This window comes from Bombilactobacillus mellifer, assembly GCF_000970795.1.
Taxonomy (GTDB): domain Bacteria; phylum Bacillota; class Bacilli; order Lactobacillales; family Lactobacillaceae; genus Bombilactobacillus; species Bombilactobacillus mellifer.
Map to the genome: position 1 here is coordinate 35,058 of NZ_KQ034037.1, position 13,893 is coordinate 48,950.

Sequence of the window (13,893 nt, forward strand, 5' to 3'; positions counted from 1 at the left end):
CACCTGATCGCGGCCGGTTAATTCCATTAAATCATTAAAAGTATACTTATGTCCCTGCTGATAACCGCTGGTGGCTATCCAATAAGGGGAGGCGACTACTCGATTAGTACCAGGAACTCTGGTTCCGGTGTTCGGTACTTTTGGAAGAGATTCATCATAGTGTGTTTGAAAGATGGTACCTAAAATCAAATGATTTAATTTTGAGCAACCACTAAATATACCAACCATATCATTAAGATTAGTGGTACTGAAACTACTGAGGTCTAAACTAGTTAATTCCCTGCAATTTCCAAACATACTACGCATATATGCGACATTAGTGGTATTGAAATTGCGAACATTTAAATTATTTAATTTCGAGCAATCAGAAAACATCTCACCCATATCAGTCACGTTAGCGGTATTAAAACCGCTGAGATCTAAACTAGTTAAACTAGAGCAATTAGCAAACATACAATACATATTATGAACATTAGCGGTATTAAAACTGCTGAGATCTAAACTAGTTAAACTAGAGCAATCTTCAAACATCTCAGCCATAACAATCACGTTAGCGGTATTAAAACTGCTGAGATCTAAACTAGTTAAACTAGAGCAATTAGCAAACATACAATACATATTATCAACATTAGCCGTATTAAACTTGCTAATATCTAAATTGGTTAATCCTGAGCACCCATCAAACATCTCACACATATCAATAACCTTGGCAGTATTAAAATTGCTGAGATCTAAATTGGTTAATCCCGAGCACCCATAAAACATTTCACGCATATTAGTAACCTTAGCCGTATTAAAATTGCTGAGATCTAAATTAGCTAAATTTTTACTCTTCCAAAACATTTGACTCATATTAGTAACATTAGCCGTATTAAACTTGCTAAGATCTAAACTAGTTAATCCTGAACATACAGCAAACATATCAGCCATATTATGAACCCTGGCAGTATTAAACTTGCTGAGATCTAAACTAGTTAAACTAGAGCAATTAGCAAACATATAACTCATATCAGTCACGTTAGCGGTATTGAAATTACTGAGATCTAAATTAGTTAAATCGCAACGTTCAAACATCTCACTCATATTAGTAACGTTAGCGGTATTCAAATGACTGAAATCGAGTTGAGGACCTTTATAGAATTCAAACATCCCCGACATATTAGTCACGTTGGACGTATCAAAATGACTGAGATCTAGTTGGGAACCTTTATAGCCCGCGAACATCCAAGACATATTAGTAACATTTGTAGTATTGAAATTGCTGAAATCTAGTTGGGAACCTTTATATCCATAAAACATTCCGGCCATATTAGTAACGTTAGCGGTATTAAAATGACTGAGATCTAAATTAGCTCCTTGATAATCTAAAAACATCCAAGACATATCAGTCACGTTAGCAGTATCAAACTGACTTAAATCTAGTTGGGAACCTTTATAGCCCGCGAACATCCCCGACATATTAGTAACGTTAGTCGTATTAAACTTGCTAAGATCTAAATTGGTTAATCCCGAGCACCCAGAAAACATATCAGACATATCAATAACCTTGGCAGTATTAAACTTGCTAAGATCTAAATTAGTTAATCCCGAGCACCCAGAAAACATATCAGACATATCAATAACCTTGGCAGTATTAAACTTGCTAAGATCTAAATTAGTTAATCCGCAAGCTTCAAACATATAACTCATATCAGTCACGTTAGCGGTATTGAAATTACTGAGATCTAAATTAGTTAAATCGCAACGTTCAAACATCTCACTCATATTAGTAACGTTAGCGGTATTCAAATGACTGAAATCGAGTTGAGGACCTTTATAGAATTCAAACATCCCCGACATATTAGTCACGTTGGACGTATCAAAATGACTGAGATCTAAACTAGCTCCTTGATAATCTAAAAACATCCCCGACATATTAGTCACGTTGGACGTATCAAAATGACTGAGATCTAAACTAGCTCCTTGATAGCTTTCAAACATCCCCGACATATTAGTCACGTTAGCGGTGTCGAGATTGGCTAAACCAATAATCTTTTGTAGATTTCTTAAATCTCCAAATAAATAACTGGAATCCTGATTAGCTATAACGCCTGGATCAATGATAATTTGTGTTAGCTCTTCATTCCATTGCCAATTACCGTTGAAGATTTCGGGACTTTTGCCAATACTACCAAGAAAATAATTATTACTGTCAACATAACCATGACTGCTAGCGCCCAAAATTCCTGCATGGAAATGTAAAATATAATCATCACCTTGGTGCGTATATTCCCACTTACTGGTGCCCCAGGTGCCTTGGGCAATCGTCTCTACTTGAGGATCTGTGGTAGCTGAAGCGGTATTGACATTATTTGTGGAATCGGTAGCTTGCGGGGTCGCTGGTACCGTAGGTTGGCTTACTGGCTGAGTAGCCTCATTAGCACTATTAGCTGACGAAGTAGCTGCCGTGTTCTGAGCCACCGTTTCCTGTTGTGGTTGTGCGGAAGTGGTCGGATTGTTATTAGAAGTAGCTGGTTCTTTACTTATGTTCGTCGCAGGTGAAACTGTAGACTGAGTTCTAGGAATTTGGTTTTGGTTAACAGTCTCGCTTCCGATGTCCGTATTAGTTACAGCTTTTTGTGTGCTAGTCTGCTGATTGACAAGCTGTTCATTTGGATTAGGTTCATTAGATTTCGCAGATTTAGTAGTTAACGTACTTTGCGGAGCCACCATACTCGTGGCTGTGGGGTCTGGAGCGTTTATAGCTGCCGCAGCCGCTTGTTGTTGCGTTAAGACAAACCCACAAACTAAACCCACGAATGTTGTGGTCAGTGCGATACTTTTCTTTTGATTCAAAACAATTCCTCCTTATGTAAGTTTAGATATAACCTTATAGAACCGATTACAAATTTATCTTAGCACTTTATGAAGAAATAAATTAATCTATTTTGAATGTTCACAATGATCATGATCAAGGGACTCCATTAGCTGAAATGCAATTAACTAAGCTGTAGAAATAATTAGTTTTGCGCCTATTTAAAATCAGTAACTGATTCCTTAGTAGCTTTCTAATATATAATGAATTTATTACATAAAAAAAAACCCTTCCTTGTAGGAAGGATTTTGCTTAAAAACCTAGTTATTCGGAGTATAGTAGACATCAACAGTCTGATCACTATCTTGATCCGTGACCAGTTGCGCTGCTACTTGGTCTTGACTAGCAGTATAACCGGCTACTGTAGGAATGTTGATCGCATCCCAATAACCAGTATTCCAGTGCCCGTAAGTTTCATTGCCGGTCACTATATCAATTTGGACACTGCGTTGTAATAAAGCTACTTGGTTGTAAGTCTTAATTTGACCATTCGTCTGATGTAAATTCACTGTCCGGGTTATGGTCTTATATTCCATGCTTTCTTCTTGTTTGTGACTGACATTAACCTGAATGATTTGCTTACCTGAGCCATCAATCGTAATTGTTGCCGGCGTTGCTGTGGTTATCTCATATCCCTCAGGCACTTGATAATTCGGCACAATCGTTTGGCCGGTATAGCCCGTAATGGTTTGTTTACCTACGATTTGTCCTTGATCCAGGTACTGAATTTCGACTGTTTGTAATTGTGGTTGATAGTGGACATTAATAGTTTCATCTACTGTTTCTCCGTTCACTGTTTGGGCGGCAATGGAGGAATCACTGGCTTGATATCCGGCAATTTCAGGAATCTGGTAAGCGTCCCACTGGGCTGTAGACCAAGCTCCGTAAGTTTTGGATCCATCAGGATTAATTGTAACCGGACGATGAACCATCACGGTTTGTAATTCTGTTTTCAGAGAACCATCAGGTTGATGAATTCTAATGGCGCGTGTAACAGCTTTAGTTTCCGTCGTTTGGGTAAACGCAGGAGTGCTGTCCCAATCATAAGTGGTAACCTGATTACGTCCCGTTAAAGTCATTAATTCATCAGCAGTATATTTGTGTCCCTGTTGGTAACCACTGGTGGCTACCCAATAGGGTGAGGCAACTACCCGATCCTTACCAGGGATGTTGGTACCGGTCTTTGGAATATGGGGTAATGCAGCGTAGTTATTGAAAAGAGTGTCAGGTCCTAAAATCAAATGATTTAAGTTATCACAAGCAGCAAACATCGAGTACATATTAGTAACATTTATTGTACTAAAACTGCTGAGATCTAAACTATTTAATCCCGAGCAAACATAAAACATCCAACGCATATCAGTAACCTTGGCTGTATTGAAATTGTTTAAGTCTAAACTGGTGATATTATTACAGCCATCAAACATGTAACTCATATCAGTAACATTATCCGTATTGAACTTACTAAGATCTAAACTATTTAATTTGTAGCACCCAAGAAACATACCAGACATATTAGTAACGTTAGCGGTATTGAAATAACTGAGATTTAAACTGGTTAATGCGCAACCTGCAAACATATAACTCATGTCAGTCACTTTAGAAGTATCAAAATTATTGAGATCTAGTTGGGAACCTTGATAGCCATCAAACATCCCGGCCATATTAGTAACGTTAGCAGTATTGAACTTACTAAGATCTAAACTAGCTCCTTGATAGCCTCCAAACATCCAAGACATATCAGTAACGTTAGAAGTGTTGAAATGATTGAGATCTAAATTCGTTAAATTGTTGCAGCCCCAAAACATCCTAGACGTATCAGTAACTTTATCAGTATTGAACTTGCTGAGATCTAAATTAGTTAATCCTGAGCATCCAGCAAACATATATGACATATTAGTAACGTTAGTAGTATCGAGATTAGCTAGACCAATAATCTTTTTTAGATTTTTTAAATATCCAAATAAATAACTGGAATCCCGATTAGCTATAACGCCCGGATCAATGATAATTTGTGTTAGTGCTTCACTCCATTGCCAGTTACTGTTGAAGATTTCGGGGCTAGCACCTATACTACCTAAGTAATGATATAGGGCACTATTATTTGGATCTATTATAGTTTTCGGACTGCTAGCACCGAAGGTCCCCTCATGGAAATGTAAGATATAGTCATCACCTTGATGCGTATATTCCCACTTACTGGTGCCCCAAGTACCTTGGGCAATTGTTTCTAATTGGGGATCCGTAGTAGTTGAGGTATTGTTGGCGCTATTTGTTGATTTGTTAGCTTGCGGGTTTGCTGGTGCTGTATATTGGCTTACTGGTTGAGTAGTCTCACTAGCGCTATTAGCTAACGAGGCAGCTGCCTGTTGTGGTTGTACTGTTGAATCACTGTTGTTATTTGAAGTACTACTTTGTACAGCTGCGGTAGCTTCAGGAGAAGCTGTTGAATGGGTTACAGAAGTTTGATTCTGGTTAGCAGTCTCAGCGTTGTTATTCGTATTATTTGCAGCCTTTTGGGAATTGGTTGGTTGAATGGGAGTCTGGTTATTCTGGATTGATCCGTCATTCTTAGCGGGAATAGTGGTAGTTGCTGAACTCTGAGAAGCTACCATACTTGTGATGGTATAGTCAGGCTTATCGGTAGTTGCAGCGGCAGATTGTTGTTGATTCAAAATAAGACCACAAACTAAACCTACAAACGTTGTGGTTATAGTAAGACTTTTCTTTGTATTCAAAACTATCCATCTTCTTTTTTTAATGAGTTAGATCTTACACAATCGATCATGGGTTCATCTTAGCACTCAATTGAATGAATAATGGATTTAAAGATTATCCATGCGGACTTATTGAATTTCTAAAATACTTAGCTAATCAATTGATTCAAAGAACATCATTTATTTCTAGTCGATTAATTTAAAAAATACTACAAAAAAACTCCTCCTAATGGAAGAGTACTAACTGAAAATAGAAAAATTCCCAAGCCATTTTGGCAAGGGAATTTTGGGATTATAAAGTAAAAATGAAAGTTACAATGAGCAATTGTAATTGATTCTTAATCACCCCAGAATTAAGAACCAGTAACAGTCTAACATATACGATTATATTGATTCAAGCATTCTATTTATTATTGCTGTATACATGTATATAGTTAGGCCATATAACTCATGTATAGTTGTACTAAACCCGAGTTTGGCTATTTAAAGAACTGGCTTGATATAACTTGTATTTTTAAAATAATTACGAACAATCATTTGTTATCTGTATATTTATTCCAAAATACTATTCGATTAGCATATGCATTTTAGATGTTGCCGCGGACTCCAACCGCCTCCTCCGTTACCGCGGCAACATCTCGATTTAGATTGTAAATCTAAAGTTATATTCAAAGGAATTCAACTGAGCAATTAACCCCAAGCTTTCTCCTTGAATAAGCATGGATTGCTTTATAACTTTAATTAATAAAATTTAAAAACGATCAAACCCTTGTTATTACAACAGTTTGATCGTCTTTAAAAAATTGGGTGCAATGAGTCATAGTGGCTTGCTTTTCTAAAAAGTAGGTAATGCTTATGGTGTAAAAACCTTAAACTCCAGATCCTATAGAAAGGAAAGTCAAAAAGGTATCTGTTAAATAAGCTTTAACATTAATGTTTTTTACTTTAATAATCTGCCTCATCGCATTAATGCTAAAAAATAATCTAGAAAAGATTTTTTAGACTATTTATATAATTTATCTTAAAGCCACTAAAACCGATTGCTAGGGACTGATTAACTTCCTCGGCTTCAGCCCCTATTGAGACAATAAATATAGTGCACCATTTACTGCCTCATAATGCAAATATAGCATATTATCTTTAAAGCTACAATTTAATTATTAAAAAGGATTTTTGATAGCAGTTAAGTTTTTCTGCTTACTAAACCTCCAAACATAGAGTAATTAATTTTAGTTAAAAGTGTCTTAAACCCTTGCGGCACAAGGTTTTAAGGTTGACAAACCAATCTATTTTTGTTATAATAATGGTGCATTGAGTGATAGTGGCTTACTTTTCTAGAAAGTAGGTGGTGCTTATGTATGATAAATAACATAAACAACAAAACCTATAGAAGGGAAGTAAAAAGTGTCTGTAAAAGACGCTTTAACATTAATGCTAATGTTCGGCGATTTAATTATTGCCCTCATAGCATTAATATTGAATAATAAAAAATAGTCTAAAAAATATTTTTTAGACTATTAATTCAATTTAAAAAGCCACTAAAACGATTTGCTAGGAACTGATTACCTGCAATGTAATCAGTTCTTTTTTATGCAATGATGTTACTACATCATTCATCGCTTTACGTTGTAAGTATAACATATTTTTTTAAAATGTACAATTTGGGTATCATATTTTGGTGGCAGCTGGGGGCGCCAGCCTCCTCCGCTGCCCTCCAGCTGCTACAGTTTAAACATCAATAGCTTATGATTTGAGGTTGGTTAACGATTACTTCCCTAGGTTCATGTTATGATACATATATCATATTAGCAATAAAGCCCAAAATTTCAAAAGCCAGTCCTACCGCAAATGGGTTGGTTTTTTTATGCAGTTAGATGTTAACTTACTGTTTATTATTTTCTGCGTTTCTAACCTGTCAGTAAGTAGTTTTAAAACTTCTCCCTCCTACAGGGACAATAATCAAAGTAAATCAATACTGCAGTAGTGAAATATACCTTCTTTTTAGGCAAATGACAAAAGTATTATATCAGCTTTATTCTGACACCTTTTTTAGCAACGCCTGGGAACATAAGACTAAATTTTAAAATGAGGGCTTTTAAGTACTAAATAGTACTTGTAAATGAATAATCGTAATCGATCATGAATAACTCTAAAGTTCAAAATTAGCTGCAGTTTAGCATATTTAGTTATTCAAACAACCCATTTATTATTAATAGATACATGTATATAGTTGGCCATCTAATTCGAGCAGAATGTTCAAATAGCATATTAGATATTATCATCTTTGACTGTTGTCAGTTTGTATTAAGCCCGATTTTTTTATTTAAAAAATTACCTTGATCTAGCTTACATTTTTAAACTAATTATTAACAAGCACTAGTCATTAATATATTTTTTTTGAAATATCATTCAATGAGCATCTAAATTTTGTATGTTGCCGCGGACTCCAACCGCCTCCTCCGTTACCGCGGCAACATCTATATTTAGATTGCGAATCTAAAGTCATATTCAAAAGACTTCGACTGGGAAAGTAACCCGCAATCTTTGTCTTTGAGTCTGCGTAAATTATTGTATAACGTTAATTAATAAAACTTAAAAACGACCAAGCTATTATATTAAAATAGTTTGATCGTCTTTAAAAAAATATAATGTAATGAATAATAACGGCTTGCTTTTCTCAAAGTGAAGAAATCCTTATGGTGTAAAAACTTTAAACTCCAGATCCTTAAGAAAATGAGTAGAAAAGTATTTGCCAAAATCATTCTAACATTAATGATAATGTTTGACAATTCAGTAATCACGTTTTTCTGAGTAAGAGTAAATAATCTAATTAAACCCATTTGTTAAGGATTGGTGAACTTGTAAGTCTTCAGTACTTTTGAATCAATTATCTAATACATCATTAATTGATCCACAATGATTTTTTATAATATTTAGGGTCTCCAATGTACTACACACATAAAAATGAAGTAATTCTTTTTAGTAAAAAAGCGGCTCAAACCCTTGCGGCACAAGGGTTTGAGGTTGACAAACTTATATATTTTTGGTATAATAATGGTGCATTGAGTGATAGTGGCTTACTTTTCTAGAAAGTAGGTGGTGCTTATGTATGATAAATAACATAAACAATAAAACCTATAGAAGGGAAGTCCAAAGTGTCTGTAAAAGACGCTTTGATGTTAATGCTGATGTTCGGCAATTTGATAATTGCCCTCATTGCATTAATGTCAAATAATAAAAAATAGTCTAAAAAAGGTCTAAAAATTTTTAGACCTTTCTAGACTATAAAATATTTAAAAGCCACTAAAACGATTTGCAGGGAACTGATTACATGCAGGTAATCAGTTCCTTTTTTATGCCATGATGTTAATACATCATTCATCGTTCTACGTTGTAAGTATAACATATTTTTTTTAAATGTACAATTTGGGCATCATATTCTTGTTAACTTGTAGGTCTTCAGTACTTCAGTACTTTTGAATCAATTATCTAATACATCATTAATTGATCCACAATGATTTTTTATAATATTTAGGGTCTCCAATGTACTACACACATAAAAAGGAAATAATCCACTTTAGCAAAAAAGCGGCTCAAACCCTTGCGGCACAAGGGTTTGAGGTTGACAAACTTATATATTTTTGGTATAATGATGATGCAAACAGTGATAGTGGCTTACTTTTCTAAAAGGTAGGTGGTGCCTATGGTGTAAAAACCTTCATGACCGTATCCTTCAGAAAAGGAGTACAAAGTGTCTATCAAAGACACTTTAATGTTAATGCTTATGTTTGGCAATTTGATAATTGCCCTCATAGCATTAATGTTGGATAATAAAAAATAGTCTAAAAATATTTTTTAGACTATTTATAAAACATTTAAGCCACTAAAACGATTTGCAGGGAACTGATTACCGGCATGTAATCAGTTCCTTTTTATGTCATGATGTTAATACATCATTCATCGTTCTACGTTGTAAGTATAACATATTTTTTTTTAAATGTACAATCTGGGTACCATATTTTGGAAGCAGCTGGGGGCTCCAACCTCCTCCGCCGCCCGCCAGCTGCTAGATTTAATTTTACACTTTAGCGGCTGCCGATAAAATAAACCTCAAATTAGCATAACTTAAATGACGAATAGTCAAAGTTAAAAATAAAACCTACAAAACATTTTTGATTCAGATTGATTTAAAAAATTCAAAACTATTAAAACAGTTTGTTGAAGATTAATGATCTACATTACGGTTAGTATCTTTATACTATTTAATTTAAGATGCAGCATTCACTATTTTAAGACATGAACCTAACATACACTTTTAAAGTGTGCAAATTATAATTCCAGTACATATTTATATAGACTTACTTATATTCTTAAAGCCCTGGTGGTTCAGAAGGGAAGGATGTGAGTAAATTCTTATTTACGCGTGAATTTTTGTTGTTACTAAAAAGGGAAAAATTACTTTACAAGTGGCTCAGGTAAAGAAAGTTGCGGGGCTGAATTCATTAATTAACCTTGCTTTTAATTTGGATATTATTAATTTGCTTTTTATTTATATTTACTCTTTACATTTATATAGCTATGCTATATAATATAATCATAAAGTAAAGATGAAGTATTGGAGGATAAAAAAAATGTCAAACACAACAATGAGCCTGAAGCAAGAATTGCTTAGCGCAATGAAAACTTTACGTTTAAAAATATCTACAAGTAAATATAAAAGTTATTTGTTAGGTACTATCTTTTATAAATATCTGTCTGACAATATGCTATACAACGTTTGGGAACTATTAATGGACGAGCCTAATAGGAATTTAGATAAAGCCCAAAAACTTTATGAAAAAAATGTGGGTAGGCAAGACCTGATTACTGAGTTGTATTTATCATTAGGCTATGTCATAGAACCTGCGGACACTTATACGAGTATTTTAAATTCAGTTAAGAATAATAGCTTTAAAGTAACGCAATTAGAATCTGCTTTTAACAAGCTAGAAGAATCATTTCCATATTTTCAGGGAATATTTTCTGATTATGATTTGTATTCCAATGAATTAGGCAATACAGCTCAAAAAAGAGCAAATACTATAGCAGAAGTGCTTCAGATGATTGGAAAATTTGAATTGGTTAAAAATCCATCGGTAAGTCTTGGTGATGCTTATGAATATTTGCTGAGTCAATTTGCTTCAGAATCCGGTAAAAAGGCCGAAGCATTTTACACACCGCAACAAATTTCCGAATTACTAACTCGTTTAACTTTATTAGATAAGGATTATTCTGCCGGAATGAATGTTTATGATCCAACTATGGGAACAGGTTCGTTATTATTGAATTTTAAAAAATATAGTACAGAACCTGAGCGCATTACCTACTATGGGCAAGAGATTAATTTCCGCACATATAAATTAGCAAAGATGAATTTTATTCTGCATAATATTGAGCAAGCTTGTAGGAATTTAAGAAATAGAGATACTTTAACTGAGGACTGGCCAACTGAAGACTGGCTATCTAAAGACATTCATGACTTTGACGCAGTTGTTATGAATCCGCCTTACTCTTTAAAGTGGTCGGCTGATAAGAGCTTTTTAAATGATCCACGTTTCGCGTCCTATGGAGTTTTACCACCTAAGTCAAACGCAGATTACGCTTTTTTACTTCATGGATATTCCCATTTAAAGCACAGCGGTGTCATGTCGATTGTGTTACCCCATGGCGTACTTTTTCGGGGCGGCACGGAAGGCAAAATCAGAAAGCAATTGCTCGAAAATGGCGCTATTGATGCAGTTATAGGTCTGCCAGCAAATATTTTTTACAGTACAGGCATTCCGACGGTTATTCTTGTTCTGAAAAAAAATAAACAAGATCGCGATGTAATGTTTATTGATGCTTCTAAAGGTTTTGAAAAAGTAAAAACACAAAATAAATTACGGGAAGAAGATATAGAGCATATTTTAGCCGCTTATACTGCACGTCAAGATATTAAAAAATACGCTCATTTGGCTCAATTTGATGAGATTAAAGAAAATGATTTCAATCTTAACATTCCGAGTTATGTTGATACTTTTAGAAAGAAATAGCTTGTTAATGTTCACTAGCAAGAATTTTATTATCTATTTATATTGTGTATTTACAACTGAATACGCCCGTTATATAATTTGATTTGTAGGGTGAAGCGGTGTGATTAAGTGAGGTGGTTTATTTGAAATTCTTGGCTAATTTGTTAAGTAGTGTATTCAAGCTTTGCTATTCGAACTTTATGTATTTTGTAAGAGTTATTCTGATTTTGATAGGTGCATATTTAGTTTTTATAAAATTACCATTATTTTTATACCACGCTCATTATGTCACTGTGCTATTCTTTTATGTAATTTTTATTGAATTACCGGGATTATTAGCCTTTTTTACAAAATAATATGTGGGAGCTTAAAAAGCTCCTTTTTATATGCTTTAGATTATTGAAATAGCTTAATATTAAGGCCTGAAGGCCTTTTTTTATGTGTTGCGACAGGCTAGGCCGGATATCCGAAAAAAAAAGCCCTGATGGGCTCATTTACTTTAATTTTAAGTAAAATAATTGGGATGCTTTTTATAGTAATTTGTGATTTTATTTAATGATTTTCCGTCATAAACTTTATTTTTTCCTACAGTTTTGTATTCGATATTTAATGTTTTTAATACTCTCTCTGATAAAAAATATTTGGTAAACGTGTTCCTGGAAATCTGTAATTGTTTAGCTGCTGTTGATTGATTGAATAGTTCATCATTAGGAACAGTTTGAATTCGATTCACTAATTCTTGACTGGACTTTCTATAATCAATCTTCTTTTTCTCTTTCATTGCGCTGATTCCTTTTTTAAATTCCAAATTATTTTTTTGCCGAGGACCACTATTGTAATAATTGCTGGTAGACAAGCGATAATAAATTGTAAAATATCTTTCTGGAAATCACCAGTTAAATCTAACCATTGAAACATTTTTAAATTGAAATTATCGAAGTTTGAACGTTTGGGAATTGCGATCGATGATGTTTGACTAGGTAAATTATTCTGATTTTTTTGTTGATAAGGATGAGAGGATATTAAATTTCCTTGTACAATTAAACGATTATTGGTTCCATGTTCTCCTACGCATCTAAATAAAGTGACAATGGATTTGTGGGTTTGTCCTAAAAGTTTAATATTGCTGCTATCAACAATGTTTTTATAACTAGCTTCATAAGTATAAACATTGTTAAAATCTGTAATCCGAATTTTAGCCTTCGGTTTTATTTGAGATAAAGGTTGCAGCAAGGCATCTGAATATTGTGCTGGCAAATTATGAGCCATCATCACAAAATTACCCTGCCCCATTGAGCGTTTTTTGGAAAAAGTTCCCACTCCGTTTAATAAAGCAGCGTTACTCATTCCACTGAAAACTGGTAAATTAATGTGCACACTGGGAATAGTTAGTTGGCCAATCATACTTTTTTGAATGGTTTTGCTGTAATGATTACGAGCTGCAATATACTCGGAAACTTTTGCATTTTTAGACACATTTTTGTAATTGGAATGGGTTATGTTTTTTTGTTGATGGGAAATTATTTGGTTACGGTTTTGTTTAATTATTTTATTAATAGAATACTGTTGCTTATTTAATGTGTGCACAGAGTTTTTTTCTACGCCAATTAGAAATAATACTAATATCCCGGATAACAATAAACCACAGAGATATTTCCAATTAAACGTTTGTTTGGTTAAGTTTATAATTTTTTTGAACATTTTTTTTCCTCACTATTAACTCAAAATTGAGAATGATTAATAACATTTCTATTACTAACATTGTTGCCAAACCCAGTAAATTCTGTTTAGAAATTAATGGTATTGGCTTAAACTTTTTAAGTCCCTGGCAGTAGATACTAGTGGGAACTTGTTTCAAATGATATTTGCTTACAATAGTTTCTTTGTTATTTATGTTGTCTAAATCAACGTAAATAGTGTGGCGATTTTGTAAAAGCAGTTGTTTAGTTATAAAAACTTTAGGAATCATATTTTTACACTTTGGACAAGAGTCTTTAAAAAAGATTACTTGATTATTTGCAAATTGCTGCTCTATATTAGTGTTCTTTTTGAAATTAGATATTGAATTGATATTGGTTTTAATTGTTATATATCTAGCTGCATTAATTGTTAATAATAAAGTTAATAAAATAGTTAAAACTGCCACGATGTAGTAACTAAAACGATTTATCTGAATATGGAATTTCATTCAATCCCCCCTTCTTCTATTAACTAACAGAAATCATTTATAAATACTTAAACTATATATATAAACAAATATGTTTAAACAATT

8 protein-coding genes and 1 pseudogene are annotated in these 13,893 nt (G+C 33.8%); 4 read left to right on the top strand and 5 right to left on the bottom strand.

The window, feature by feature from the left end; genetic code table 11:
- Positions 1–2,835: BspA family leucine-rich repeat surface protein (locus JG30_RS08740; RefSeq protein WP_052725282.1), on the bottom strand; the 2,835-nt coding region annotated here is incomplete at its 3' end.
- A 279-nt stretch (positions 2,836–3,114) separates the two neighbouring features.
- Positions 3,115–5,592, bottom strand: coding sequence for a BspA family leucine-rich repeat surface protein (locus tag JG30_RS08225; protein WP_143443935.1), 2,478 nt, complete (start codon positions 5,590–5,592; stop codon positions 3,115–3,117).
- 1,383 nt (positions 5,593–6,975) lie between these two features.
- Between JG30_RS08225 and JG30_RS09210 the strand changes: the two are divergent.
- The 4 genes and pseudogenes from JG30_RS09210 to JG30_RS08230 all read left to right on the top strand — a co-directional run.
- Positions 6,976–7,050: pseudogene (locus tag JG30_RS09210) on the top strand (putative holin-like toxin); the annotation flags it as partial.
- Between the two features lie 1,676 nt (positions 7,051–8,726).
- A complete protein-coding gene (locus JG30_RS08925) occupies positions 8,727–8,816 on the top strand; it encodes a putative holin-like toxin (RefSeq protein ID WP_084616727.1) in 90 nt (29 codons plus the stop codon).
- Between the two features lie 506 nt (positions 8,817–9,322).
- The gene (locus JG30_RS09280) at positions 9,323–9,412 is read left to right on the top strand and encodes a putative holin-like toxin (protein ID WP_143443937.1); all 90 of its coding nucleotides are present in this window, start codon (positions 9,323–9,325) and stop codon (positions 9,410–9,412) included.
- Positions 9,413–10,202: 790 nt separating this feature from the next.
- Positions 10,203–11,642 carry a type I restriction-modification system subunit M gene (locus JG30_RS08230; RefSeq protein ID WP_046318173.1) on the top strand — a complete coding sequence of 480 codons (1,440 nt, stop codon included), beginning with the start codon at positions 10,203–10,205 and terminating at the stop codon, positions 11,640–11,642.
- Between the two features lie 484 nt (positions 11,643–12,126).
- Here JG30_RS08230 and JG30_RS08235 read toward each other — a convergent pair whose 3' ends face one another.
- The 3 genes from JG30_RS08235 to JG30_RS08245 are packed head-to-tail and all read right to left on the bottom strand — an operon-like array spanning position 12,127 to position 13,809.
- Positions 12,127–12,402, bottom strand: a complete 276-nt coding sequence (locus JG30_RS08235) for a hypothetical protein (protein ID WP_046318070.1) — start codon at positions 12,400–12,402, stop codon at positions 12,127–12,129.
- On the bottom strand, positions 12,399–13,322 hold the full coding sequence (locus JG30_RS08745; protein ID WP_052725283.1) for a class A sortase: 924 nt from the start codon (positions 13,320–13,322) through the stop codon (positions 12,399–12,401). Before JG30_RS08745 ends, JG30_RS08235 begins: the two co-directional genes overlap by 4 nt.
- A complete protein-coding gene (locus tag JG30_RS08245) occupies positions 13,282–13,809 on the bottom strand; it encodes a thioredoxin domain-containing protein (RefSeq protein WP_046318072.1) in 528 nt (175 codons plus the stop codon). The genes JG30_RS08745 and JG30_RS08245 overlap by 41 nt, the downstream gene beginning before the upstream one ends.
- Positions 13,810–13,893: the final 84 nt, after the last annotated feature.

Coding starts and splice junctions, on each gene's coding strand:
- JG30_RS08230 (WP_046318173.1), top strand. CDS start 10,203: ATGTCAAACACAACAATGAGCCTGAAGCAAGAATTGCTTAGCGCAATG.
- JG30_RS08235 (WP_046318070.1), bottom strand. CDS start 12,402: ATGAAAGAGAAAAAGAAGATTGATTATAGAAAGTCCAGTCAAGAATTA.
- JG30_RS08745 (WP_052725283.1), bottom strand. CDS start 13,322: ATGTTCAAAAAAATTATAAACTTAACCAAACAAACGTTTAATTGGAAA.
- JG30_RS08245 (WP_046318072.1), bottom strand. CDS start 13,809: ATGAAATTCCATATTCAGATAAATCGTTTTAGTTACTACATCGTGGCA.